This is a genomic window from Porphyromonas crevioricanis (assembly GCF_900476255.1).
Lineage (GTDB): Bacteria > Bacteroidota > Bacteroidia > Bacteroidales > Porphyromonadaceae > Porphyromonas > Porphyromonas crevioricanis.
In genome coordinates this window covers 360,488-385,752 of record NZ_LS483447.1, presented here as the reverse complement: position 1 = coordinate 385,752, position 25,265 = coordinate 360,488, and the positions used below count along the sequence as shown (strand labels likewise).

28 protein-coding genes are annotated in these 25,265 nt (G+C 45.5%); 25 read left to right on the top strand and 3 right to left on the bottom strand.

The window, feature by feature from the left end; all coding sequences use genetic code 11:
- The first annotated feature begins 11 nt into the window (after nucleotides 1–11).
- The 25 genes from rplR (at nucleotide 12) to DQN70_RS01675 (ending at nucleotide 20,945) form a co-directional block, all read left to right on the top strand.
- Nucleotides 12–356 carry a 50S ribosomal protein L18 gene (gene rplR, locus DQN70_RS01795; protein WP_036888061.1) on the top strand — a complete coding sequence of 115 codons (345 nt, stop codon included), beginning with the start codon at nucleotides 12–14 and terminating at the stop codon, nucleotides 354–356.
- Between the two features lie 8 nt (nucleotides 357–364).
- Nucleotides 365–883 (top strand): 30S ribosomal protein S5, encoded by a 519-nt coding sequence (gene rpsE, locus DQN70_RS01790; protein WP_036888060.1) that lies wholly within the window; start codon nucleotides 365–367, stop codon nucleotides 881–883.
- Between the two features lie 24 nt (nucleotides 884–907).
- Nucleotides 908–1,087 carry a 50S ribosomal protein L30 gene (gene rpmD / locus DQN70_RS01785; RefSeq protein WP_023936902.1) on the top strand — a complete coding sequence of 60 codons (180 nt, stop codon included), beginning with the start codon at nucleotides 908–910 and terminating at the stop codon, nucleotides 1,085–1,087.
- Between the two features lie 25 nt (nucleotides 1,088–1,112).
- Nucleotides 1,113–1,559, top strand: coding sequence for a 50S ribosomal protein L15 (rplO, locus tag DQN70_RS01780; protein ID WP_023936900.1), 447 nt, complete (start codon nucleotides 1,113–1,115; stop codon nucleotides 1,557–1,559).
- A gap of 3 nt (nucleotides 1,560–1,562) precedes the next feature.
- Nucleotides 1,563–2,900 carry a preprotein translocase subunit SecY gene (gene secY, locus DQN70_RS01775; protein ID WP_023936898.1) on the top strand — a complete coding sequence of 446 codons (1,338 nt, stop codon included), beginning with the start codon at nucleotides 1,563–1,565 and terminating at the stop codon, nucleotides 2,898–2,900.
- Nucleotides 2,901–2,923: 23 nt separating this feature from the next.
- Nucleotides 2,924–3,709 carry a type I methionyl aminopeptidase gene (gene map / locus DQN70_RS01770; RefSeq protein WP_023936896.1) on the top strand — a complete coding sequence of 262 codons (786 nt, stop codon included), beginning with the start codon at nucleotides 2,924–2,926 and terminating at the stop codon, nucleotides 3,707–3,709.
- 3 nt (nucleotides 3,710–3,712) lie between these two features.
- Nucleotides 3,713–3,931 (top strand): translation initiation factor IF-1, encoded by a 219-nt coding sequence (gene infA, locus DQN70_RS01765; protein ID WP_023936894.1) that lies wholly within the window; start codon nucleotides 3,713–3,715, stop codon nucleotides 3,929–3,931.
- Between the two features lie 15 nt (nucleotides 3,932–3,946).
- Nucleotides 3,947–4,063, top strand: coding sequence for a type B 50S ribosomal protein L36 (gene ykgO, locus DQN70_RS01760; protein WP_023936892.1), 117 nt, complete (start codon nucleotides 3,947–3,949; stop codon nucleotides 4,061–4,063).
- A 40-nt stretch (nucleotides 4,064–4,103) separates the two neighbouring features.
- Entirely contained in the window at nucleotides 4,104–4,484 is a 381-nt protein-coding gene (gene rpsM, locus DQN70_RS01755; RefSeq protein ID WP_023936890.1) for a 30S ribosomal protein S13, read from the top strand.
- A 10-nt stretch (nucleotides 4,485–4,494) separates the two neighbouring features.
- Complete coding sequence (gene rpsK, locus DQN70_RS01750; protein WP_023936888.1) at nucleotides 4,495–4,881, top strand: 30S ribosomal protein S11; 387 nt, start codon at nucleotides 4,495–4,497, stop codon at nucleotides 4,879–4,881.
- A gap of 286 nt (nucleotides 4,882–5,167) precedes the next feature.
- Entirely contained in the window at nucleotides 5,168–5,773 is a 606-nt protein-coding gene (gene rpsD / locus DQN70_RS01745) for a 30S ribosomal protein S4 (RefSeq protein ID WP_023936886.1), read from the top strand.
- Between the two features lie 11 nt (nucleotides 5,774–5,784).
- Nucleotides 5,785–6,783 carry a DNA-directed RNA polymerase subunit alpha gene (locus DQN70_RS01740; protein WP_023936884.1) on the top strand — a complete coding sequence of 333 codons (999 nt, stop codon included), beginning with the start codon at nucleotides 5,785–5,787 and terminating at the stop codon, nucleotides 6,781–6,783.
- Between the two features lie 12 nt (nucleotides 6,784–6,795).
- Nucleotides 6,796–7,275 (top strand): 50S ribosomal protein L17, encoded by a 480-nt coding sequence (gene rplQ, locus DQN70_RS01735; protein WP_023941362.1) that lies wholly within the window; start codon nucleotides 6,796–6,798, stop codon nucleotides 7,273–7,275.
- Nucleotides 7,276–8,132: 857 nt separating this feature from the next.
- Nucleotides 8,133–9,086: a signal recognition particle-docking protein FtsY gene (gene ftsY, locus DQN70_RS01730; RefSeq protein WP_036888055.1), complete on the top strand. Its 954-nt coding sequence runs from the start codon at nucleotides 8,133–8,135 to the stop codon at nucleotides 9,084–9,086.
- Nucleotides 9,083–10,390, top strand: a complete 1,308-nt coding sequence (rimO, locus tag DQN70_RS01725; protein ID WP_023941365.1) for a 30S ribosomal protein S12 methylthiotransferase RimO — start codon at nucleotides 9,083–9,085, stop codon at nucleotides 10,388–10,390. Before ftsY ends, rimO begins: the two co-directional genes overlap by 4 nt.
- Nucleotides 10,391–10,413: 23 nt before the next feature.
- The gene (locus DQN70_RS01720; RefSeq protein WP_023941366.1) at nucleotides 10,414–11,817 is read left to right on the top strand and encodes a LysM peptidoglycan-binding domain-containing protein; all 1,404 of its coding nucleotides are present in this window, start codon (nucleotides 10,414–10,416) and stop codon (nucleotides 11,815–11,817) included.
- Nucleotides 11,818–11,820: 3 nt separating this feature from the next.
- On the top strand, nucleotides 11,821–12,819 hold the full coding sequence (locus tag DQN70_RS01715; RefSeq protein ID WP_023941367.1) for an AAA family ATPase: 999 nt from the start codon (nucleotides 11,821–11,823) through the stop codon (nucleotides 12,817–12,819).
- A 17-nt stretch (nucleotides 12,820–12,836) separates the two neighbouring features.
- A complete protein-coding gene (locus DQN70_RS01710; RefSeq protein ID WP_023936874.1) occupies nucleotides 12,837–13,724 on the top strand; it encodes a DUF58 domain-containing protein in 888 nt (295 codons plus the stop codon).
- A complete protein-coding gene (locus tag DQN70_RS01705; protein ID WP_023941370.1) occupies nucleotides 13,721–14,719 on the top strand; it encodes a hypothetical protein in 999 nt (332 codons plus the stop codon). Before DQN70_RS01710 ends, DQN70_RS01705 begins: the two co-directional genes overlap by 4 nt.
- Nucleotides 14,716–15,699, top strand: a complete 984-nt coding sequence (locus DQN70_RS01700) for a vWA domain-containing protein (RefSeq protein ID WP_023936872.1) — start codon at nucleotides 14,716–14,718, stop codon at nucleotides 15,697–15,699. Before DQN70_RS01705 ends, DQN70_RS01700 begins: the two co-directional genes overlap by 4 nt.
- Before the next feature lie 12 nt (nucleotides 15,700–15,711).
- The gene (locus DQN70_RS01695) at nucleotides 15,712–16,731 is read left to right on the top strand and encodes a VWA domain-containing protein (RefSeq protein ID WP_023936870.1); all 1,020 of its coding nucleotides are present in this window, start codon (nucleotides 15,712–15,714) and stop codon (nucleotides 16,729–16,731) included.
- Nucleotides 16,728–17,429 carry a tetratricopeptide repeat protein gene (locus DQN70_RS01690; protein WP_023936869.1) on the top strand — a complete coding sequence of 234 codons (702 nt, stop codon included), beginning with the start codon at nucleotides 16,728–16,730 and terminating at the stop codon, nucleotides 17,427–17,429. The genes DQN70_RS01695 and DQN70_RS01690 overlap by 4 nt, the downstream gene beginning before the upstream one ends.
- On the top strand, nucleotides 17,429–19,267 hold the full coding sequence (locus DQN70_RS01685) for a BatD family protein (protein ID WP_023941374.1): 1,839 nt from the start codon (nucleotides 17,429–17,431) through the stop codon (nucleotides 19,265–19,267). Before DQN70_RS01690 ends, DQN70_RS01685 begins: the two co-directional genes overlap by 1 nt.
- Nucleotides 19,264–20,154, top strand: coding sequence for a tetratricopeptide repeat protein (locus DQN70_RS01680; RefSeq protein WP_023941376.1), 891 nt, complete (start codon nucleotides 19,264–19,266; stop codon nucleotides 20,152–20,154). The genes DQN70_RS01685 and DQN70_RS01680 overlap by 4 nt, the downstream gene beginning before the upstream one ends.
- 596 nt (nucleotides 20,155–20,750) lie before the next feature.
- Entirely contained in the window at nucleotides 20,751–20,945 is a 195-nt protein-coding gene (locus DQN70_RS01675) for a hypothetical protein (RefSeq protein WP_023941378.1), read from the top strand.
- A 722-nt stretch (nucleotides 20,946–21,667) separates the two neighbouring features.
- Here the strand turns inward: DQN70_RS01675 and DQN70_RS01670 are convergent.
- The 3 genes from DQN70_RS01670 to DQN70_RS01660 all read right to left on the bottom strand — a co-directional run bounded on the left by DQN70_RS01670 (nucleotide 21,668) and on the right by DQN70_RS01660 (nucleotide 25,218).
- On the bottom strand, nucleotides 21,668–22,723 hold the full coding sequence (locus DQN70_RS01670; RefSeq protein ID WP_023941383.1) for a L,D-transpeptidase: 1,056 nt from the start codon (nucleotides 22,721–22,723) through the stop codon (nucleotides 21,668–21,670).
- A gap of 225 nt (nucleotides 22,724–22,948) precedes the next feature.
- The gene (locus DQN70_RS01665; RefSeq protein ID WP_023941384.1) at nucleotides 22,949–24,769 is read right to left on the bottom strand and encodes a DUF349 domain-containing protein; all 1,821 of its coding nucleotides are present in this window, start codon (nucleotides 24,767–24,769) and stop codon (nucleotides 22,949–22,951) included.
- A 119-nt stretch (nucleotides 24,770–24,888) separates the two neighbouring features.
- Nucleotides 24,889–25,218 carry a hypothetical protein gene (locus DQN70_RS01660; RefSeq protein ID WP_036888051.1) on the bottom strand — a complete coding sequence of 110 codons (330 nt, stop codon included), beginning with the start codon at nucleotides 25,216–25,218 and terminating at the stop codon, nucleotides 24,889–24,891.
- Between the last annotated feature and the right edge of the window lie 47 nt (nucleotides 25,219–25,265).

The window sequence follows — 25,265 nt, the reverse complement described above, 5'->3', positions numbered from 1 at the left end:
GGACTGAGATCATGATAACAAAACAAGCTAGAAGACTCAAAATAAAAACTCGTATTCGCAGCAGGATCAGTGGAACTGCAGAGTGCCCGCGTTTGTGTGTGTTTAGGAGTAATAAGCAGATTTATGCCCAAGTGATAGATGACGAGAGTGGTCGTACTCTTGCCGCAGCTTCATCCTTGAAGATGGATTTTCAGGGTACAAAGAAGGAAATAGCAGCCAAAGTTGGAGAAAGCATCGCTCGCAATGCTCAAGAAGCCGGGATTACGAGAGTTGTATTTGATCGTAGTGGCTATCTGTTTCACGGTAGAATTAAAGAACTGGCCGATGCCGCAAGAAGTGCAGGTCTCAAATTTTGACGGAAGAAATGGCAGGAATAATGAATCGTGTTAAATCAACGAATGATTTAGAGCTTAAGGAAAGATTAGTCGCTATTAACCGTGTGACGAAAGTTACAAAAGGGGGGCGTACCTTTACTTTCGCTGCTATTGTGGTTGTGGGCAATGAAGATGGTGTGATTGGTTTTGGACTTGGAAAAGCAGGTGAAGTTGCTGCTGCGATAGCCAAAGGAACAGAGGCCGCCAAGAAGAATCTTATACGTGTGCCCGTGCACAATGGTACTATCCCCCACGAACAGAGTGCTGCATTCGGAGGAGCCAAGGTTCTGCTCAAGCCAGCCAGTGCTGGTACCGGAGTGAAGGCTGGAGGTGCTATGCGTGCTGTGTTGGAGAGTGTGGGCATTAAGGATGTGCTTGCAAAAAGCAAAGGCTCTTCCAATCCTCACAACTTAGTGAAAGCGACTATTGAGGCCTTGTCTGAAATGCGCAGTCCTCTTATGGTGGCTCAGTCGAGGGGAATCTCTGTGGAAAAAGTCTTTAAGGGATAAAAACAACTTAATGAAGATTTTGTGATGGATAAGAAAATCAAAATCCAACAGGTGCGTAGCCGTATTGGTATGCCCAGTTGCCAAAAAAGGACTTTGGATGCATTGGGACTTCGCAAGAATAATCAGATTGTGGAGCACTCTGCAACGTCACAGATCCTTGGAATGGTAGAAAAGGTGAGGCACTTAGTGCGTATAGTAGAATAAGTCGTTTATTATAAAACAGATAAACATGGATCTATCCAGTTTGAAGCCTGCTGAAGGCTCTGTGAAATCACGCAAGCGTATCGGTCGTGGACCTGGTTCTGGACTGGGAGGCACTTCTACGCGTGGCCATAAGGGAGCTAAGAGTCGCTCCGGATACAAGAAAAAACTCGGTTTTGAGGGAGGGCAGATGCCAATTCAGCGTCGTTTACCTAAGTTCGGATTCAAGAATATTAATCGTGTAGAATACCAAGCTGTCAACCTTTCTAGCTTGCAGGATCTGGCTCAGCTTCGCAATCTCCAGAGCATCACGATCGAAGATATTAAATCTGCCGGTCTGGCCGGAAAGAATGATTTAATCAAGATCTTGGCTAAGGGAGAGATTTCGATCAAACTCGAAGTTCAAGCGAATGCTTTCAGCAAGAAAGCAGAAGAGGCCATTGTAGCAGCCGGGGGTTCTGTTGTAAAATGCTAAGGTATGCGAGTTTTTGAGACAGTAAGAAACATATGGAAGATTGAGGATCTGCGTAAGCGAATCCTCATCACCATATTGTTTGTTCTGGTGTATCGTTTGGGTTCCTTCGTGGTGATACCGGGTATTAATCCTGCTGACTTAGGTGCTCTTCAGAACCAGACTGCCGAGGGGCTTTTGGCGCTCCTCGATATGTTCTCAGGGGGGGCATTCTCCAATGCTTCTATATTCGCATTGGGGATTATGCCTTATATCTCTGCTTCTATTGTGATGCAGTTGGCTGCTATTGCTGTACCTTCCATGCAGAAGTTGCAACGTGAGGGAGAGAGCGGTCGCCGTAAGATTAATCAATGGACACGATATCTTACTGTGCTAATCCTTCTGATGCAGGCCCCAACTTATTTGATTAACCTGAATGTGCAGCTGAGCTCTGTGGGGGCGTCTCTGCCTGCTGGACTTTGGTTCCAGATCTATGCGACTATTATTCTTGCAGCAGGTAGTATGTTTGTCTTGTGGCTTGGTGAGCGCATCACTGATAAGGGGATAGGGAATGGTATTTCTTTCATTATTCTTGTCGGGATCATAGCTCGTTTGCCTCACGCTCTATTAGCTGAATTCACTTCTCGTTTGGGAAGTGCTGCTGGAGGGTTGGTTGCATTTTTGTTCGAAATTGTATTCCTTTTGTTTGTCATTGCAGGAGCAATCTTGCTTGTACAAGGGACTCGGAAGGTCCCTGTGCAGTATGCCAAAAGGGTGATTGGTAACAAACAGTATGGAGGGGCTCGCCAGTATATACCGTTGAAGGTAAATGCAGCTAATGTGATGCCAATCATTTTTGCTCAGGCTATCATGTTTATCCCCATCTCTATCATGGGGTTTGCAAAAGCGGAGGGAGGTTCTTTCATGCAGGCCTTTATGGATAATACAGGGTTCTGGTACAACTTTGTATTTGCTCTGTTGATTATTCTCTTTACCTACTTCTACACAGCTATCACAATCAATCCAACACAAATGGCGGATGATTTGAAGCGTAACAATGGTTTTGTTCCTGGAGTGAAACCTGGTAAGCCTACAAAGGATTACTTGGATGCGATCATGGACAGAATAACCTTGCCTGGTGCTCTGTTCTTAGCAGTTGTGGCTATTCTTCCTGCTTTTGCCGAGATCCTGGGAGTTAGTGGAGGTTTTGCTCAATTCTTTGGAGGTACATCTTTGCTAATTCTTGTAGGGGTTGTTTTGGATACACTTCAGCAGATAGAGAGTCACTTGCTTATGCGCCATTATGATGGTTTGCTTAAGACAGGTCGAATTAAAGGTCGTACAGGAACTGTTTCCGCCTACTAAAAACAAAGAATCTCCGATTTTCGATGATTTATCTCAAGACAGAGGAGGAAATAGAGCTGATGTTTGCAGCTAACCAGCTTGTAGGGATGACCCTTGCTGAAGTTGCTAAGCATATAGCACCTGGAGTTAGCACTAAGCATTTGGATGAGATTGCTCATGATTTCATCTGTGACCATGGTGCTGCTCCCGCTTTCCTTGGTTATGGAGGATTCCCAGCCTCTTTGTGTACCTCAGTGAATGATCATGTGGTGCATGGTATACCCTCCGAAAAGAAGATCCTCAAAGAGGGTGATATCATTTCAGTTGATTGTGGCACAAAACTTAATGGTTTTACAGGAGACTCTGCATACACTTTTGCTGTTGGGGAAATCTCTCCAGAGGTGCATTCTCTGCTTATTGCAACTAAAGAGTCTCTCTTTAAGGGGATCGAGCAGGCTATTGCAGGGAAGAGGGTAGGTGATATAGGCCATGCTGTTGAGAGCTATTGTACATCACGAGGTTATGGTGTAGTGCGAGAGCTTGAGGGGCATGGTATTGGTCGCAAGATGCATGAGGCTCCGGGAGTCCCCAATTATGGAGCTCCTCATCGCGGGCCACTGCTTCGTGGTGGTATGTGTATCTGTATAGAACCAATGATTACCCTTGGAGCTCGGAATGTGATTTTTGAGAAAGATGGTTGGACTGTTCGCACTCGCGACCATAGACCTGCAGCTCATTTTGAGCATTGTATTGCTATAACAGAAGGTATGCCTCGTATACTTTCGTCTTTTGATTTCATCAAAGAAGTATTAGGAGAAAAAGAATTCTAGAGTATGTCTAAACAGCCCGCAATAGAACAAGACGGTATTATTCTCGAAGCTCTGTCTAATGCCATGTTTAAGGTTCAACTGGAAAATGGACATGAAATAACAGCACATATTTCTGGCAAGATGCGTATGCATTATATCAAGATATTGCCAGGAGACAGGGTGAAAGTGGAGATGAGTCCGTATGACTTGTCCAAGGGCCGTATCTCGTTCAGGTACAAGTAAAAGTTACAACACAATATGAAAGTAAGAGCATCAATAAAGAAACGTTCGGACGACTGTAAGATCGTTCGTCGCAAGGGGCGTTTGTATGTAATTAACAAGAAGAATCCCAAGTTTAAGCAACGTCAGGGATGAGTACGTCCTTTCGGGGTAATAATAATCTCAAAACTAACATATGGCTATAAGAATTGTTGGCGTTGATTTGCCACAAAACAAAAGAGGGGCTATTGCCCTAACCTACATTTATGGTATTGGAAGAAGCAGTGCTGCCAAAATCCTTTCCAAAGCCGGTGTAGATGAGAACATCAAGGTCCAGGATTGGACAGACGACCAAGCAGCTGCCATTCGAGAGGTAATAGGTGCGGAATACAAGGTTGAAGGAGATTTGAGATCTGAGGTTCAGATGAATATCAAACGCCTGATGGATATTGGGTGCTACCGTGGAATACGCCATCGTATAGGTTTGCCTCTGCGTGGTCAGAGCACAAAGAATAATGCCCGTACACGAAAGGGGAAGAAGAAGACAGTTGCAAACAAGAAGAAAGCTACCAAATAAATAGGTTGATATGGCTAAAAAAACAGTCGCGAAAAAGAGAACCGTCAAAGTTGATGCTATGGGGCAGGCCCACATCAGTTCTTCTTTTAACAACATCATCATCTCTATTGCCAACAGCGAAGGTCAGGTAATTAGCTGGTCTTCAGCCGGTAAAATGGGTTTTCGTTCTTCCAAGAAGAACACACCCTATGCTGCTCAGATGGCTGCCCAAGATTGCGGCAAGATTGCCTATGATTTAGGGATGAGAAAGGTGAAGGTTTTTGTGAAGGGACCAGGTAATGGTCGCGAGTCTGCTATTCGTACTTTGCATGGTCTTGGTATTGAAGTAGTAGAGATTGTGGATGTGACTCCTATGCCCCACAATGGATGCAGACCTCCGAAGCGTAGAAGAGTTTGATCTGGGTACTGAGCACATTTGATAATAACATTTACTGAGCATTGTGTTGAGTTTAAGTAAACTCTGTGAGGAAAAGACGCAAGGGTGGAAAAACTATTTGCCTCTCCAGAAAATTAGTCGAGTGAAAAAGATTGTCTAAGCCAGCAATACTTATACCATCTCTCAATATTTTAGTCAATCGCGGCTGCACACAGACTGTTTGGGTTAGGCATAGACCAAGTCCTCCTATCATGGAAAGTAGAAGAAAGACATTGACTCTGACACTGCTCTATAATACAAGAAAATAATGGCAAGATATACAGGACCTAAAAGTAAGATTGCACGTAAGTTTGGTGCTCCTATTTTCGGACCGGATCAGGTTCTTTCTAAGAAGAATTATCCTCCCGGACAACACGGGAACAATCGTCGCCGTAAGACGAGTGAATATGGTCTGCAGTTGCGTGAAAAGCAAAAGGCTAAGTACACATATGGTGTATTGGAACGCCAGTTCCGCAACATGTTTAAGAAGGCTCAGCGTAGTAAGGGGGTAACAGGTGAGGTGTTGCTTCAATTGTTGGAACAACGCTTGGACAATGTCGTCTATCGTTTGGGGATTGCACCCACCAGAGCTGCAGCTCGTCAATTGGTGACTCACCGCCATGTAATTTTAGATGGTCGTGTGATGAATATCCCTTCTCACTTTGTTCAACCAGGTCAAGTTGTTGGAGTTCGAGAGAAGTCTAAGAGCTTGGAAGTGGTAGTTGATGCCCTTGCTGGATTCAATCACAGCAAGTATCCTTGGTTGGAGTGGGACGAATCTAGCAAGAGTGGCAAGATGTTGCACATCCCCGAGCGCGCAGATATTCCTGAAGAGATTCGTGAACAGCTCATCGTAGAATTGTATTCTAAATAATCCATAGTACCATGGCAATATTAGCATTTCAAAAACCCGACAGTGTATTGATGATGGAGGCTTCGGACTCCTTCGCGAAGTTTGAGTTCCGACCATTAGAGCCCGGCTATGGCATTACTATTGGTAATGCTCTTCGGCGCATATTATTGTCCTCCTTGGAAGGCTTTGCTATTACATCGATCAAGATAGAGGGGGTAGATCATGAATTTGCTACTATTCCGGGTGTATTGGAGGACGTCACCAATATTATTCTTAAGCTTAAGCAAGTTCGTTTCAAACAGCTACAACCGGATGTTTCCGAGGAAACCATTCGTCTTCAGATAGAGAAGAAGGTGGTTTTCAAGGCTGGGGATATGAATGAGCAACTTACCGGATTTACTGTGTTGAATCCTTCCCTTGAGGTTTGTCATCTAGATCCATCAGCTTCTATGCAGATAGAGTTGACAATTAAGAAGGGACGGGGCTATCAGTCTGCTGATGAAAATCGATCTGATTCAGATGAAATCCACACGATTGCAATTGACTCTATCTATACGCCTATCCGCAATGTGAAGTGCGTGGTGGAGAATTTCCGTGTGGAGCAGAAAACGGACTTTGAGAAGCTCTTGTTGGAGGTAAGTACAGACGGTAGTATTCACCCGAGAGAGGCTCTCAGCCAAGCTGCCGGGATTTTGATCGAGCATTTTGCTCTCTTCGCTGAGAATAATTTCTCTGTAGTCGAAGAAGCACAGGTTAGTGAAGAAGCTGTTGAGTTGAGCGAAGAGGATATGGAGATGCAAGAGATTTTAAATCGACCACTTACCGAGTTTGACCTCTCTGTTCGTGCCTTGAATTGTCTTCGAGCAGCAGATGTAGATACTATGGGTGATCTGGTGAAATGTACGAAGGCAGATCTGCTCAAGGTTAGAAATTTTGGTCGTAAATCTCTGACTGAGCTTGAAGAACTTTTCGAGAAGTGCAATCTCTCTTTTGGGATGGACGTTAGCAAATATAAGTTAGACAAAGAATAAACCCTCAAAACAATGAGACACAATAAGAAAGTACCTCACTTGGGTCGTACTAAGAGCCACCGCGAAGCTATGCTTTCAAACATGGCCACCTCATTGATCATGCATAAGCGCATTTTCACTACAGTGGCTAAGGCTAAGGCCCTTCGGGTATATGTAGAGCCGATTATTACAAAATCGAAGACAGACTCTACTCATTCTCGTCGTATGGCATTTGCCTTGTTGAGAAATAAGTATGCAGTGAAGGAGCTCTTTGGAGATATTTCTCAGAAAGTGGCTGATCGTCCTGGAGGATATACTCGTATTATCAAGACCGGTTATCGTTTGGGTGATGCTGCGGCCATGTGCTTTATCGAGCTTGTGGATTATAATGCACACATGGCTAAAGAAGGAGCTGATGCCAGCAAGCCAGCGGCTAAGCGCACACGTCGCTCTCGTGCGAAGAAAGCCGAGGCTCCTGTTGCTGAGAAACAGGAAACTTCAACAGAAGAGTAACAAAGAGATACAACAGAGAAGAACTACTTCGTTGAACAAAGGGAAATTCTCTGTTGCACTTGAAGATTTGAATAGAGAAGAGGGTTGCAGGATAGTTGTCTTGCAACCCTTTTTCTATTTTTTGTGCTGAGTTCTAGAATAGTGACGTGTATCGAAAATTATTGAAGTCCAATAAAAGTTTTGGAGACCTTAAATAGTTTGCAATCTCAGTGGCAGGTAGTTAAAAGAGGACTTTTTTCGCAGTAAGTCTCTCTTGTTCATGTTGGGATCAACTGTCTGATAAGGAACCTTGCAAGCTCAAGCTAAAATAGAGAAATCATAAACTCTTTATTATCCTTCGAGATTGATACTTATATAAGTATCCCATTATCCTCTTTTTGAAAGATTGAAGGATTGGCTATCTGATAAAACGAGATGCAAATTGAGAGTCTTGCACGAGATTCTTTCTCTTGCATGCTCAGAGCCTAAACAGACTAAGTAAAAAAGCAGCAAATAGAGGGTGTTGAATGATGTTGGAATATGGGATCAGTTGTATTGGAGATCTACGGAGACTATTCTATCGATACGTCGGTTCGATCTTAGGAAATACATAGCAGAGACAACAAGTAGCTGTAATTCTAGACCTTCTATGATCCTTGGGATAGAAGGGGGGCGGAAGTTTAAGTCTTTGAACCTCAAAGAGGGATAAAAAGCCTTCTGAAAGCCGTATAAATGCCGGAAAACGCGTGTAAATAGACTTTATATATTTCCTTTATATCGAACTCACGCTATTGATATATTAGTATAGAGCCAATTAGGCATAAAGCCGTTAGCAAAAGGCTTATCTTTGCACAGATTAGACATTCAGTAATAAGCATATGGGATTGTTTGGCTTTTTCAATAAAAAGAAAAAGGAAACCCTCGATGAGGGCTTAAGTAAGACCAAGACTTCTGTATTTGGTCAGATTGGTCGTGCTATTATAGGAAAGAGTACGGTAGATGATGAAGTGCTTGATAATCTGGAGGATATACTCATCACTTCCGATGTTGGTGTAGATACGACTCTGACTATCATCAAAAGAATTGAAGAGCGAGTGAAACGAGACAAGTATGTCTCTACTTCGGAGCTTACCGGCATTTTACGAGAGGAAATTGCAGCGCTGCTTAGTGAAAACGGTACAATCGATGGAGATCGATTTGAGCTACCAACTCAATCTCGCCCCTATGTGATTATGGTCGTAGGAGTAAATGGTGTAGGTAAAACGACAACCATAGGCAAGTTGGCTTATCAATTCAAATCACAGGGAAAGAAAGTTGTATTGGGGGCCGCCGATACGTTCCGAGCTGCTGCTGTGGAGCAATTGCAAATATGGGCGGATCGTTGTGATGTCCCGATCGTGAAACAACAGATGGGATCGGATCCCGCTTCTGTGGCCTTCGACACACTCAGCAGTGCCGTTTCCAACAACGCTGATGTGGTGTTGATAGATACAGCTGGACGTTTGCACAATAAGGTTGGTCTGATGCAGGAGTTGAGCAAAATTCGTCGTGTAATGCAGAAAGTCATCCCAGATGCTCCTCATGAGTGTCTGTTAGTTCTCGATGGCTCTACAGGGCAGAATGCCTTTGAGCAGGCCCGGCAATTCAGCATTGCCACCGAGGTCAATGCTTTGGCCGTAACCAAACTTGATGGGACAGCCAAAGGAGGAGTGGTAATAGGTATATCCAACGAATTTAAGATACCGGTAAAATACATCGGTCTGGGTGAAGGGATAGAGGATTTGCAAGTATTCCGCAAACGTGAGTTTGTCGATTCTCTCTTTGGCGAATGAAGCGAAACAAAGTAGACGTAATCACCCTCGGATGCTCCAAAAATTTGATCGATTCAGAGCGTCTGATGCGCCAGTTTGCATTGAATGGTTATCGTGTGTCTCACGATACGGCACAGCCTGATGGAGAAATTGTTGTGATCAACACTTGTGGTTTCATCGATGCTGCCAAGGAAGAATCCATTGAGACGATTCTCACGGTTTTGGATCTGAAGAAGCGAGGTCGTGTCGGAGCAGTCTATGTAATGGGATGTCTGAGCGAACGCTACCGTGATGAATTGGGGCAAGAGCTAGATGGCGTAGATCGCTGGTATGGGAAATTCGATTGGCCTCAGCTACTCAGAGACATAGGGAAGGCCTATTACGATAGAGAGGCAACTACCCGTATGCTTACAACGCCGTCTCACTATGCCTACTTGAAAATTGCCGAAGGTTGCGATCGCAGTTGTTCCTACTGTATCATCCCAAAAATCACAGGAAGGTATCGTTCTCGCCCCATGCAGGAGATTTTGCAAGAGGCCGAAAGACTGTCGTTAGCCGGAGTGAAAGAGCTACAACTGATAGCCCAAGACCTCACCTATTACGGAATGGATTTGGATGGACATCGAGCCTTACTCCCCGAATTGCTAAGGCAACTTGTATGCATAGATGAAATCGAGTGGATCCGCCTACACTATGCTTACCCACACCACTTCCCATATGAGTTATTGGACGTCATTCGGGAAGAACCCAAGATTTGCAACTATCTGGATATAGCCTTGCAACACATCAGCGATAGAATGCTCAAACAGATGCGCCGAAATATCTCTTCCGCTGACACTTATAACTTGCTCCGAAAAATAAGAGCAGAGGTGCCAGGCATTCATCTGCGTACAACACTTATGGTTGGACACCCGGGTGAAACGGAAGAAGATTTCCAAGAATTGCTGCAATTTGTTCGTGACATTCGTTTCGAACGCATGGGAGCCTTTGTCTACTCGCACGAAGAGGGCACTTGGTGCGATCAACACTATCAGGATGACGTCCCCAACGAAGTTAAGATAGACCGTCTCGACAGGCTTATGGCTCTGCAAGAGGAGATTTCCCTCCCCATCCAGCGTTCTAAAATCGATACCTCTCTGAAAGTCATAGTCGATCGCAAAGAAGATGGCTATGCAGTGGGGCGCAGTCAATACGATTCTCCGGATGTAGATCCCGAGGTTTGGATCACTGAATATCCGGGAAAAAATCTTGAGATAGGGCAGTTTGTTACCGTTTCTGTGACCGATGCGACAGCCTTTGAGTTGTATGCAGAACCTATAGAATAGACTCCTCATATACGTGTAGCATTTTGGAGAGCAATAGCCTACAACACGAGCTTTGGCTCAATCGTCTTTCTGCAGCATCATATCTGCCGGTATCGCACTCGGAGCTGCTGATATCTTGTCTGTGCGAACAGCTGAAAGTCCGGTTGGAGAGAGGTGAATCCATTAGACAACAAGGACTGGGATACTGGGAGAGCGAGACAAAGGGAGAGTTTGTTGCACTGCTACCCGATGGCAAAAGAATATTGCTTCCCCCCCGTGTTCATCTGCGTCTCTGCTCAAAGCCGAGCAAAAGGCTCTGTCCTGATGAGCAACTCGTGCGAGCCTTGAGTGAGACTTCGGGCTTGCTCCTTGATGTTTGCCAACGCTGGTGGAATATTTTGGGAGAGTTGCTTCTTCGAGATTTAGAGCTGGAGAGAGTTGTTGTTTGGCCCGAAATAGGACTCTTCAGGGCACAAGAGGGAGAGATTTGTTTTGAGCCACAGGGGGAGGTATGTGAGTATTTAGATCGGGCTTTCTCTGTATTTATCCCTGTCGAGCTGCATGAAAAGGCGGAGTTGGATGACACACCCTCTTTGCCATTCGAAAGTATAGAAGAAGCTCTGCAGCGTTGTTCTCTTCTGCGAAGAGAGGACGAGAAAGAGGAGTATTCCATTGATGAAAGCTCCCGGGAGATACCCTTCGATAATTCTCCTGAGCAGCAGCCAGAAGAGAGAAAGATAGCCTTGCCACACACTGAAGTACAAATGGAAGAAGAAGAGGTATTTACACATCCGGAGGAGCCGGAAAGAGAAACGCCACCCACTGACTCTATCGAGCATCCTCGGAAAGGAAGTAACCTTGTGAAAAGTCAATGGGTATGGATTGCCTTGGTTCTTCTTTTAATTCTGTTGTTGCTTTCTGCCCTTTTTCTTTTCACTTCTCAAGGAGAAAAGAAAAAGGGCGAAAACCTCCCCAACCAATCTATCATACCACAAGAAAAATCGAGGAAAACAACCTCAACCGATACGGTTGCCATGCTTGCCGCTAACCAGAATCTAAAACCGGACAGTGATACAATGAAATCGGCTTCTCTTGCTAATGGAGAGACCAAAGAATCTACCATATCGACTTCCTCGACCACTTCCAATATCATAGAGACTTCTCAGTCAACGGAAAGGCATACAGAAAATGCGCATTGGGTGCGTATCCAGCCGGGAGAACGCCTCAATCAGATCGCCCTTCGAGAGTATGGAGACAAGGCTTTTTGGGTGTATATTTACCGGGCCAATAAAAATCGCATATCCAACCCTGACAGAGTACCATCGGGCTTGAATATCCGTTTACCTCGTATAGGGGAGTATGGTCTTACCCGCACGGACAGCGTGGGCGTCTGGCAAGCTCGCCGAGCCGAACAGGAATGGAATTTGAAGAAAACAAAACAAGAATAACGCATGAATGCAGCGGTAGATATAAAAGCAATTACTGCTCTGATAGAGAAGCATAGTCCAATCGTAGACAACCTGCGCAGGGGAATGCAGCAAAATATTGTAGGGCAGAGTCATCTGATTGATTCTCTATTGGTAGGTCTTCTGGCCGATGGCCATATTTTGCTTGAGGGAGTACCCGGTTTGGCCAAGACTTTGGCGATCAAAACTCTTAGCTCTCTGGTACAAGCCGATTACAAACGCATACAGTTCACACCGGACCTGTTGCCTGCCGACCTCATCGGTACCATGGTGTATAGCCAACGCAATGAGGAGTTTCAGGTCAAGCAAGGACCCATATTCAGCAATTTTGTGTTGGCAGATGAGATCAATCGAGCACCTGCCAAAGTACAGAGTGCTCTGCTCGAAGCCATGCAGGAAAGACAGGTGACAATAGGAGAAACAACTTACAAACTCCCCAGCCTCTTTTTGGTACTGGCAACACAGAACCCCATAGAACAGGAAGGAACTTACCCCTTGCCAGAAGCTCAGGTCGATCGCTTCATGTTCAAAGTCCTGCTCGATTATCCGCACAAGGAGGAAGAAGCTCTTATTATACGGAGCAATCTGAGTGACCAGATCTCTCGGCCTGTATCCTCGGTCGTATCTGTGGAAGAGGTGATGCAGGCACGACAGGTTGTGCACTCGGTCTACATCGATGATAAGATCGAACGCTATATCGTAGATCTCGTCTTTGCTTCGCGCTATCCTGCCGATTATGGAATGGAAGAACTTGGCCGTATGATTACATTCGGTTGCTCTCCGAGAGCCGGGATCAATTTGGCTGTTGCAGCTCGGGCTTATGCCTTTCTGAATGGTCGTGGCTATGTCTTGCCAGAGGATATTAGAGCGATCGCCCACGATGTGCTAAGGCATAGAATTGGGCTTGGCTATGAAGCGGAGGCCGCCAATCTGACCGCTGATGCAGTAGTCGATGAGATCGTAAACAGGGTGGAGGTACCCTAAAAAGTTTTTCTCCCCGAATGAAAAAGCTTGGGACTGAAGCAATAGACCTGCTTAGGCGGGTTCGCCGTATCGAGATCAAAGCCAAACGACTCAGCAGAGAGGTGTTCGCAGGCTCTTACCAGTCTGCATTTCGAGGGCGTGGTATGGCTTTCAGTCAGGTACGCCCTTATGCTGTGGGAGATGATATCAGAGATATAGACTGGAATGTCACAGCTCGCTATCACAAGCCTTTTATCAAAGAGTTTGATGAAGAGCGTGAGTTGAGTGTAATGCTATTGGTCGATATGAGTGGAAGTCTCCTCTTCGGTACAATAGACGAGACAAAGCGAGAGTTAAGCACGGAGATTGCTGCAACTCTAGCTTTCTCTGCTATGCAGGGGAATGACAAAGTGGGGGCTATTCTCTTTTCCGATAAGGTGGATAAGTATATTCCGCCACGCAGCGGTCGTAGTCATATCTTGTACATCATACGTGAATTACTCAGCTTTGAGCCAAACTCTCCCCGAACGAATATTGCAGCCCCTCTCATGGCCCTTCGAACTGTCGTAAAAAAGCAGTGTACTGCATTCTTGATAAGCGACTTCATGGCGGAGCCTTCTTCCTACGAACAGTCTCTCGGTATCGTTGCTCGCAAGCACGATATGGTTGCTATACGCGTATATGACAGACATGATACGGCCCTTCCCTCAATGGGATTGGTATTGATGCGAGATGCCGAGACGGGAGTACAACGCTGGATAGATAGCAGCAGCAAAGGAGTAAAGAAAGGTTTTGAGCAATATCATCATCGTATAGCATCGGAGCGCAAGACTTTGCTTGACAAATATCATATAGATCGGATGGAGGTACATACAGGGGAGGATTATGTACCACCCATGATACAGTTATTCAGGAGAAGAAAGTGAGTAGAACAATACATTGTCTCAATAGGATCGCTCTGTCTCTGATACTCATTTTCATTGTGAGCATGGGAGTGGAGGCACAACGACTGGGGATAACAGCCGAAACAGACCGATCGGAGATGCTCGTGGGAGAGCAGGCTGCTATCGATTTGGTTGTGCGTACTGCCGACATTTCCGGAACTCGTATTATCATCCCTCCGGATTCATTGCAGCAAAACTTCGATTTACTCTCTTATCAGCCTGTAGATACGACAGAGTTGGGCGATGGACTATATGAGCTGTCAGCCCGTATGGTCATCACCGCTTGGGATAGCTGTTTGCTGGTTGTCCCTAAAATACGGGTTGTATGTGCCGGAGAGGAAGCTGAGGCCGGGCCATTCGTCATCAAGGTGAACGAGCCTTCGGTCGATATATCTCGCCCTGATTCTATTGCCGATATCAAAGCCCCATGGCAGGTAAAACTAAAAGTCGGCGACATTCTTACCCTTATCATCAGGCATCCCCTTTTCTACATTTTCCTGGCACTTATCCTGCTAAGCCTATTGTTCCTCCTCTGGCGCAGATACCAAAAACGAAAGGCATTGAGACTACCGGAAGTCTCACCAGCATATGTGCCAACGGCATACGAGCAGAGTAAAATACGTCTTGAACACCTCGATAGGGAAGCCGAACATTACTCTCCCAAAAACTTCTATACCGAACTTCTCGATGTATTGAGAATATACTTGGTAGAAGTCAGCGATATTCCTGCCATGGAAATGCTACCGAAGGAGTTGAGAGAGGCAATAGACGCTTCTTTTGAATTGGAAACGACAGCATTAGCCGATGTACAAACCGAAGCCAATCTGGCCAAATATGCCAAAGGAGAGTTTGCCATAAATCGCATGCGTGCAGCCATAGTCCCTGTGACAGACATGTTGGATCACATCAATACGATCCTGATCGAGAGAGAGAAAGCTGCTACTCTCCCCCAACGAGAAAAGGAGGCGGAGGTATGAATTTCGCTTTCCCTTCTTTCCTACTGCTGCTACTGCTATTGCCCCTTTTGCTGTATTGGTATATATGGCGCAGACAGAAGCAACATGCCTCTCTGTTCCTTTCTGACCTTAGTCCCCTACAGGGGTTATCCGCAGGGTTGAGAGTAAAACTCAGACATCTGCTCTTTACTCTCCGTTTATTAGCCTTGGCTTGTCTGATCGTTGCGTTGGCACGTCCTCAGAATCGCAATAGTTTTCGCAAAGACACTGTGATGGGGATAGATATCATGATGGCAATGGATATTTCGGGGTCAATGCTCGCTATGGACTTGCAACCTAACCGAATGGAAGCTGCTCGAGATGTCGCCCAGCGTTTCATCAACAACCGTCCTACAGACAATATTGGGTTAGTTGTCTTCTCGGCCGAGAGTTTCACTCAGTGCCCTCTCACCACAGACCACAAACAGTTGCTCAACCGCTTGGAGGAAGTCAAGCCCGGGATGTTGGAAGACGGCACTGCCATCGGTCTTGGGTTAGCTACAGCTGTAAGCCGAATCAAAGACAGTAAAGCCAAGAGCAAGGTAATCATCCTGCTCACTGATGGGATAAATAATGTAGGGGATATATCTCCTCTTATGGCGGCCTCTTTGGCCAAATCTTTCGGAATACGTATCTACACAATCGGAGTCGGCACGCAGGGAGAAGCTCCCATGACTGTGAATACCCTCTTTGGCCCCAGAGTGCAGAATGTACCGGTAGAGCTGGATGAGCCTACACTCACAAAAATGGCAGAAATAACGGATGGAAAATACTTCCGGGCCGTGGACAATGAGAGTCTGGCCGAGGTTTACCATGCAATTGATGAACTGGAGAAAACGAAAATCATAAGCCGAGAAGAGACCGGCTACGAAGAGTTATTCTCTTTTTGGGCTGTGGCTGCTATACTGCTTCTTTTAGTCGAATTTATTTTGCGCAATACCTATTTGCGCAGTATCCCTTAAACTTCGATAGCCATGATTGGATTTGCCTCTCCCTATATTTTATATCTATTGCTTTTACTGCCATTACTGGCTGCTCTGTGCTATGCTTCTTTTTTGAGGCGTCGCTCTCTTGAGCGTCGCTATGCAGATATTCCAAGAATCAAAATGCTCAAGCCGGAGGCTTCTACTAAAAGGCGACTGTGGAAAGAGGCTTTCCTTCTGCTCTCGATGATTTTTCTGATCATAGCAATTGCTCGGCCAAGAATACCCAAGCCGACAAACGAAAACGAATTGGGCAGAGGATATGAATTGATGATCGGTCTGGATATTTCCAACTCGATGTACAGTACTGATGTATCTCCGTCTCGCTTGGACTTTGCCAAACGTATATTGAACAAACTCTTCGATGAGTTGCATGGCAACAAAGTCGGCTTGATGGTTTTTGCCGGCAGTTCGTTTACCCAAATCCCTATCACCACGGATCTGTCGGTTGCGAAAGAGATGTTACAAGATGTCGATCCTGGAATGATCTCCAATCAGGGTACCGCTATCGACAAAGTGATAGAGGCCTCTTCTGCCTGCTTCGGAGATAATGAACTTGTGGGTAAGGCTATTCTTCTACTTACGGATGGCGAGTCGCAAGAAGGGGATGCCAAAGTTGCTGCGGAGAAAGCTCTCAAACAGGGGATTCGCACCTTTGTAATCGGGATTGGATCGACACAGGGAGGTATGATCCCTATGGGAGACGAGGTGCTGAAAGCAGAGGACGGCCAACCCGTGCTCACCCGATTGAATGAAGAGATGTGCCGAACAATAGCAGAGGCTGGAGACGGTATCTACCTTGTCGGGAGCAATGCGAGCTCTATTGCCCGTGCAGTGATCAACCGTCTCGACAAACTACCAAAGGCGGACATCCATATGCCTTCTGGAGCTTCTTACTACGAAATTTATGCCTATCCACTCGCTTTAGCTTTCCTCTGTTTGCTGATCGAATTTTTTATACAAGAGCGCAAGAGCCGTTTCTTCTCACGATTCAAACTCTTTGATAGATGATTTTTCGGCACTATCCTATACGTCCTATCTGCACAATACTGCTGTGCATCTTATCCGCCTCGACATTGTGGGCACAGCAGTCGGTTACGTTGCTTAGCCGATCCGCCTTCAAGGCTTATTCTCGGCAAGACTATCAACAAGCTGCGGAATATTACCGGCAGGCTCTTGCTGTGGACAGTACTTACACTCCGGCTATCTACGGCTTAGCCGCCTCTCTCTACAGCGAAAGCAAGTATGAAGAAGCCACAAAGCAACTGGCACGACTAATTGACAACGACCAGTTGTCTCAGAGCCGTCAGGCCGATGTGATGCACAATATGGGCAACCTGATGATGCGCAGCAAACAGTACGACAAAGCCGTAGAAGCCTATAAGCAGGCACTCATACGTAGACCTCAGGACGATGAGACACGCTACAACTATACTTTGGCCAAGAAACTTCTGGAGCAAAATCAACAACAAAACAAGCAACAGCAAGAAGGGCAAAATGAAAATAACACCAATGCACAGCCTTCTCCACAGCAGACTCCACCACAGGACGGAGAACGCCAAAATGATCCGAAAGAGATAGACAAAGAGCGTGCAGAACAGATATTGGATGCCTTCAAGCAAGACGAAGAAAAGACACGCCGCCGGATAGAGATGCAAAAACGTGAAGAAGCACAACGACAACAAACCAAAGGCAAAAAGAATTGGTAATGTATCGCGATAAACTTATCCTCCTATTATTTATCTGTTTCCTGCCTATCTGCCTTTTTGCCCAGACCAGTTTTACGGTTTCGGCTCCCTCTTCGGTAGAGCTTGGGCAGCAATTCAAGGTTGTATTCGAGTTACGCAATGCTTCCGAAAAACGCTTTTCGGCACCCAAGTTCGAGGGCTTCGACATTCTTTTTGCTTCATCCGATGTTGCGATGATCCGGGAGAACAATAGGACAGAGACCCTTAATACGCATACTTATGTACTGCTCCCCAAAAGCAAAGGCAAGTTTACGATAGGAGCTGCTACTGTCGTTACGAGCGACAACAAAAGCTTGCGTACAAAAGCGACACAGATTGCAGTAGTAGATAAGGGACGCAGTAGCCGGAATACAGATCACGGTGGAAAGACTGCCGAGGCAACAGAGGAGCTCCCGACTTTGGGGGCACAGGATGTCTTTGTCCGTATCGAGCTGAATAAATCTAAGGCTTATGAGCAAGAAGAAGTTATTGCCACCTATAAGTTGTACATAGATCCCAAGTTGCGTCTTCGTCAGGTGGAATCAGTGCGTTATCCGGAGTTTGAGGGCTTTGTTTCTCAACCTGTCTATGATACACCGGAGCGTGGATTTGTGATAGAGAAGTACAACGGGCGATACTACAATGTGGTATTCCTGCAGCAATGGGTTGTCTTGGCACAGCGTCCCGGGCAACTGAATATTTCACCGGCTGAGATAGAGGTCGAGGTCTCTTTGCCACGAAAATTGAAGAGCACCGGAGACCCGATGCAGGACTTCTTGAATGCATCTCGTGGCGGTTACTTAAATTTGAAAAGACATCTCAAGACCTCCCCTGCTGCATTGACTGTTATTCCTCTGCCTTTGCCCAAGCCAGCTGCTTTTGATGGAGCTGTGGGAGAGTATATGATCAAAGCTTCTGTTGATCCTCAACAACCTGCCACGGGCGAAGCTATGACGGTACGTGTAGAAATAAATGGGCGTGGCAATATTAAGCTCTTGAAAGAACCCAAAATACAATTCCCCGAGTCTTTTGATACTTATGATCCGAAAGCAAAATCCGACATACAAGTTTCTGCAGGAGGCAGTACAGGCAGCAAAGTAATAGAGTACTATGCAGTGCCGAACAGAGTAGGGAGCTACTCTTTGCCTCCAGTAGAGATGGTCTTTTTTGATCCTGCGACAAAAAAGTACAAGAGGATTGCCACGGACCCTATTCAGCTAAAGGTGAAAAAGGGGAAAGAGCTTGCCCCAGCCGTTGCCGGTTCTTCTGCTCCAAGAGAGAATGTGCGACTACAGGGGCGTGAGCCTTCTCTGCCAAGGTTTGAGATTGATGGATCTACCATTCTTCCCGGATCGGCTTTCGCTTTCAGTCCCCTCTACTGGTCTTGTTATCTACTGGTTTTGTCATTGGGAGTCCTTTGCTATTTTCTGGTGAGACAAAAACGAAAAATGGAGGCCGACATCGACGGTACTCGCAAACGTCGAGCTGCCAAGCTGGCTCTTGAGCATTTGACCAATGCCCGAAACAGGATGCAAGCCGGAGAAGAGAGAAGTTTCTACGATGCTCTTCTTACTGCGCTGTGGGGCTATCTGGGAGACAAACTGTTGCTGCCTCTTTCCGACCTGAAGCAGGACAAAGTAGAAGAAAAATTGCAGGCATATGGAGCCGAAGTCTCTTTGATTGCCCGTTGGAAGGCTCTGATTCAGGAATTGGAGTTTGCGCGCTTTGCCTCTGTAGATACGGGCAAAAAGATGGAGGACTTTTATCAAGAAGCTGCTCAATTGATCGATCTAACTGAAAAAGTGAACGTTCAGCCATGAAAACTAAATACCTGTGCTCCTCTCTCATCGCTTTCTTTATGCTTCTTCTTTGTGCTTCACATAATACGATTGAGGCACAGAGAGATAGTCTCCTTTCTATAACTCTTCCGACAGCCGGCCACGTCTTCGAGTCTGATTCTATACCTCAAACCGAGCCTGCTGCCCCGCACGAATTGTCAGCGATCTTCTCTTCGGACAGTTCGGCTTATGCCTATTATGCAGCAGGCCAGTATGAGCGAGCAGTAAAAAGCTATGAGCAGTTGCTGCAGAATAATCCTCATACAGCAGCACTCTACTACAATCTGGGTACGGCTTACTATCAAACCAAGCAGTATGGGCTTTCTATTCTTATGCTCGAGCGTGCCAAACGCTTGAATCCCTACGACAAGGATATTGCCAATAATCTCTCTTTGGCTCGCAGCAAAATAATAGATGCAACAGAGCCGACTCCCCTTTTCACTGCCTATTTGCTCGACCGGGTAACTGGCTTTTTGGGGCTGCGTATGCTTATTGCGATGGGCCTGTTTACGGCGGTCGTGTTTGTCGTTGCCAGTTTGTTTTTCCTACTCGGACGGAACCGCAAAGAAAGACGCATCGGTTTTTATGTCGCAAACCTGATGTTATTTTTTTCTTTGCTGTTCAACTTACTGTCTTGGTACAATTATCGGAACTACCGGGACAACAGAGATGCGGTTGTACTGTACCCACAAGTCGAACTCAAAACGGCTCCGGATCGCAGTTCTACCACTATTGCTCTCCTCCATGAAGGAGCCAAACTGCATTTACGCAAAGCAGGTAAGGAGGGCTGGTATGCTGTGAAGAGTTCGGATGGCAAGAATGGCTGGCTATTATCTGAGGAGGTTGGGCTTGTTGTTCCCCAAGAATAGAGATTTTGGCCGGATGTCTACATTTTGCAGTGATTATCTTGCACTATTAAGGTGATGTGTTTTGTAAAATTTTGGCTGTGACAAAAAGCGAAGAAATGGAGAGGAAATAGGTTGTATCTACGAATAGATATTCTCTGTTTCATATACTAAATTTCGACCCTCCAGAATGCCCTATTCATCGGTATTCTGGAGGGTCGAAATTTTCACAGGAGAGAAATTTTGCTAACACAGGAGAAAAAGTTTCCTCTCACAGGAGAGAATTTTTGTTCGCTCCCGTGTTAGCCAAAAACAACTCCTTAGCAGACCGAAAAAGAGCAAAAAAACTGACCTCAGAGAGCCTGATTTAAGCAAAAAAATGAGGCCAAAAAAAGAAACGTAAAATCAAATAGTAAAACATATCTTAAAAGGCTTCTCTCGAAGGGCATTCCAATTCTTTTGAGAAATTGCAGAGAGTCATCAATATCCTCTACAAGCTTGCAATTGGCAATGGAATATGCAAAAAAACAAAGCTTTGGTATATGATTGAATAAAAAAGTATCTCCACAAAGGTAGAGGAACTTTGTCTCAGTTATTGGATGTTTATAATATGATTGCCTATGAAAAAGAACAAGTTACTGTTGTTATTCGGGCTGCTCTTAACTGTTTCATGTGCGTATGGGCAGGGTAAATACCCTACTTCTTTGGTTATCAAAAGGCTTGAAAACAAGTCTACGCAGGTCTTTTATCTGCACCAACTGCACAAGATTACCTTTGAAGCAGGCAAGATGCAGGTAACAATGCAGAAAGGGTGATCTCTTCCGGAGAATGGACTTTACCTTCTCAAACAAATTGAGAAGTGTATCTTCTCCACCGATCTACAGAGTACTGATACCGAAGTAGTTCTTCCGATCAATATTGCTTACTCTTGTTATGAGGATGGAAATAATCTCAAATTCAATGGATTGGATATGCAAAAGTCTTATGCCCTTCGCATATTTGACATAGCGGGTGTTCTCATGTACTCAGCAGAGCATTTCCAACTCTCCCAGGCTATTGATATTTCTTCTTGGGCCTCCGGTCATAAGTATTAACAACCAATCTATCCTCCCGATAGTCCTAACCTGCCTTTCGAGATTGGAGATAATGAATTCACTTGGTCTAACTTGACCCCCAACACTTCTTATTATGCTGTTGCCATGGGTATGAATGCGGATAACGAATGGGGTAAGTTGACAAAAGTTGAGTTCAAAACCTTGGCGTCAAAATCTGCACCGGTTACTCCCAAGAGCAAATCGGGTGTTATCAAGAGAGATGCAAAATGAATCCATGCAGGATGCCGTGTTTTGCAAGATCCGGTAGGAAGGCTGCAAAATAGCCTTTGAGGAACTTGTGCAACAGTCCCTCTGAACCTTAAATAGAAAAAGACCATCACGTAGCTTAGCAAAAGGAGTGTATTTCTCCTTGCCAAGCTATGTGATGGTCTTTTTTGTGGAGAGCTACCGGTGGACGACCGGAATATTGCTGCTGAAATGCTTTACTCTATAACGATCACAAGGGTTCGTCTCAGAGGTGCCCACTTGTATATAAACTCTGCATGAGAGGAGTTGTTACGTACACACATGTGTGAGCGAGGGGTCGTGCCGAGAGTTGGGCTGTGCTCTTTGATCGGATTGTCTACTCCTACCACCGGGATTCCATGGATGTATGCTCCATTGGTGAAACGAGAGGCATAAGGTGCATACCCTTCGATTTCTCTGGTTCCATCCTGAAAGTAGTGCATCCGCCTCTTTTTTTGTTGCAGGAGAAAGATCCCGAGAGGGGTCTTTTGGGCATAGGGTGGCTTGAATCGCCCTGTGGTGGCCGGGTTGGTACTTCGTATAAGCCAATTGCCTGGAGATTCTCTTTCCAGAGTTGCAATATTCTGCTGGATCCGGTCTACAACCACTATATGCTGGAAGCTTGTGCTGTCGGGTAACTCCCGAATATAATTCTTAGGCACAAGCCATTGTCCTTCGATAAGTATTGGCTCTATGAGATAGTAATCTTCTTCTGTATCCACGATCTTGGCCAGAGTGCCATCCTGTCCATAGAGTTTGGGAGAGCCGATGTCTCCTGTGGGCGAATAAAGAGGGACTGATTGAAAGCGTTCTATTCCCAGGCTGTCTGTTATTCTGTTGTATTCATTTCGGGTATAGTTGAGGATAGTGGGAGCCTCCCCATTGATGTTTTTGTAATTCTCGAACACTACCCATTGGACCGGTTTTTGCTGCATATTTTCGATGAAAGCCAGCTTGTCACAGATAGCTTGCCATTGAAAGGAGCGTACAGTGTCTCGATAGGGATAAGTGTCTTCCAATATGTATTTGTCGAACAGTAGCTCTCGGCGGAGTTGTATGTCTTGGGCTGTCAGGAAAACGGGTTCAGGTTCTTTTTTTTGTTCATTTATAGCGATGTCGTTTGGCGAATTTTCCAAACTTTCTGCAGGGATAGAGTCCTGCATCGTTTCGGTCTCACTTGTTTTTTCTCGAATGCAAGAGAAGAGAGATAGAAGGAAAATTAGAATGGAAATGGAAGACAGCCTGTATTTCATGTCAATTTTGTGTTCAGTGAAGGAGGAGTAGATTATTTATAGACTGTAGAGGGTGTTTTAAGTAGAGACTTCTCTTTTTATTCTCTTGTGTAGGCTGTGTCATTAGTAGAGTGAAAAAAAGCCGCTCCGGACTTATCCAAGAGCGACTTTTGTTTTAGGGAATACAGCTTGCATATTGCCTGTCTGACAACTTTTCAGCTTCAATATGTCTTTGGCTGGCTGGTACTATTCGTCTGTTTGATCTATGCGTTCGTCTATCATTTTTATTTTTTGCTGCATCAATCGTATATCCTCTTCCAGACGTTCTTTCTTGCGATTCATTTCATTGAGCAAGGCATTGCCTCCTTTGCTGTCTGTGGAAAGGAAACCTAAGTTGTTGGAATAAGTTTGCAGCTCTTGTTTCATCCTATCCAGAATGCGCAACATGCGAGTCCTTTCGTTGAAAAGTTTCCCTTTGTTGCCTTCGCCCATTTCATCAAGAGTTGAGCCATAGCCCTCTAGGCGCCTGTTGTTACGGCTGACACGCAATCTATCGTATAGCTTGTCAGTGATTACCCGATATGCCTTTTGTACCTTCTCCTTGTCTTTGAAAGGAACGAAGCCCACGGAGCGGAACTTTGCGGTGAGTTCGGCCAATTTGTCTCTGGCTATTTGTTCGTCTTGCTCCTCTTCGAGTGCCTCGAGTTGGGCTATGATGTCCAACTTGAGTTTAAGGTTTTCTGCCCATGAAGCTCCACTTTCGGCATTTGCTTCCTTCTTGCGGTTGAAGAACTTGTCGCAGGCTGTACGGAAACGGTGCCAGATAGCATCACTTTGCCGACGAGGTACCGGCCCAATCTCTTTCCATTTGGCTTGCAATTCGGTGAGTCTGGCTGTGGTGCCTTTCCAGTCTTCGCTGTCTTGCAGGCTTTCAGCCTCCTCTGCCATTTCCTTTTTCCGAGCATAATTCTCCTCATACTCTTTCCGCACTTTGGAGAAAAACATACTCTTGGCTGAGAAGAATGCGTCGCAAGCACCGCGGAACCTCAGGTAGATCTTTTCATTCTCTTTCTTGGGGGCGAAGCCTATACTCTTCCACTCGGCTTGTATTTGCAGCACCTGTTGTGTGGCTTGTTCCCACTGTTTAGGAGTTGTCAGCTCGTCTATCTTTATCCCCTCAACTTTTTGGCAGAGCGTGTCTTTGTGTTCCAGATTATCATTTTCGGCAGCCTTGAGCTGGTCGAAGTACTCTTGGTGTTTTTTATTGATGACAGAGGATGCAGCCTTGAAACGAACCCAAATGCTTTCCCGCAGATCACGAGCTACGGGTCCTAGATCTCTCCACTGTTTGTGCAAGTCTTGTAGCTTGCGAGCAGCTTGTACAATATCTTCGAGCTCGGAGAGGGATTCGGCCTCTTCGCAGAGAGTCGTTTTAGCTTCCAAGTTTTTTCGGAAATCGTATTCTCTGAATTCGTCGTTGATTTGCTTTAGGTCGTAGAATTGCTCTACCAATTTGTTATAGCTGTTTTGTATCTCATTGACCTGTTGCTCGGGTATCGCCCCCAAAGCATCCCAGCTCTCACGTATTTGGCGGAAGTCGGCTACGATTTTCCCAAATTCGTCGGTACTGCTAAGTAGTTCGCCGAGTTTGGTTAGCAAGTCTTGCTTTTTCTCAAGATTTTGAGCCTTGACAGCTTCCTCTTCTTCTTTCACTTTTTGGTATCTCTCTCGGAAGCTAGCCAAAAGGTCTTTCAGGCGTTCTTCGTGCACCTCTATCTTTTCGCTCAGGTCTTGCAAACTTTCTCCCCCCTCCTCATTCTGAGATTGAGGAGCTTCGAGTACTTGCTGCTTACGTCTGTAGAAGGCTTTTTTGTAGGCCTCTACATCGGTGCGGGCTGGTAGCTCTTCTGCCTGCAGCAAGACGGCCAAAGCTTCTACCAGCTCGGCTGCATTCTTGTCATTGAGCGAAGTCGTGTCCGCGATCGCACTTGTTGGTTGCAATGATTTCTTTTCCTGATCGGAGCCTGCCTGTTGGAGCTCCTGCTGAGAGTTTGTTGGTGTTTCCATAAAAGAACCTTCCTTGTTTTTACCAGCCCACCACGATCCCCCTCGGTCTTCATCGGTTGGATTTGATGGAGGGAGCTATCCCGATGGAAATGGTGTTACTATTCATGACCTCCACAAATTTAGCCATTAATCTTGATAAATGTATACAAAGAATGCTGTGGGGCGATTGGCTGATAAGAGCAAGCGTCCTGCGCATTGGCTTTTGAATCTTTGTATCCTTGATTTTGATCGGAAATGTGAAGTTCATTTAATTTCAACAGAGTAGGAGATAGCTCTGAAAGATCCGATTGACTGGATATTTTATCCGCTTGTGCATAAATATTTTTGTTCTTTTTCTTTGAATTGAAGATGGCAAAATGAAGATTTGCATTATTTCTTTTATCGTCTATCTTTGCAAGGTGAACGTATTGTTTGACCTTGTTTTTATTGTTGGAGCATTGATTTGACAATTGTGGTTCCCTTTCTTTGTTCTTGACAAAATTCTTGGCAAGGTTTT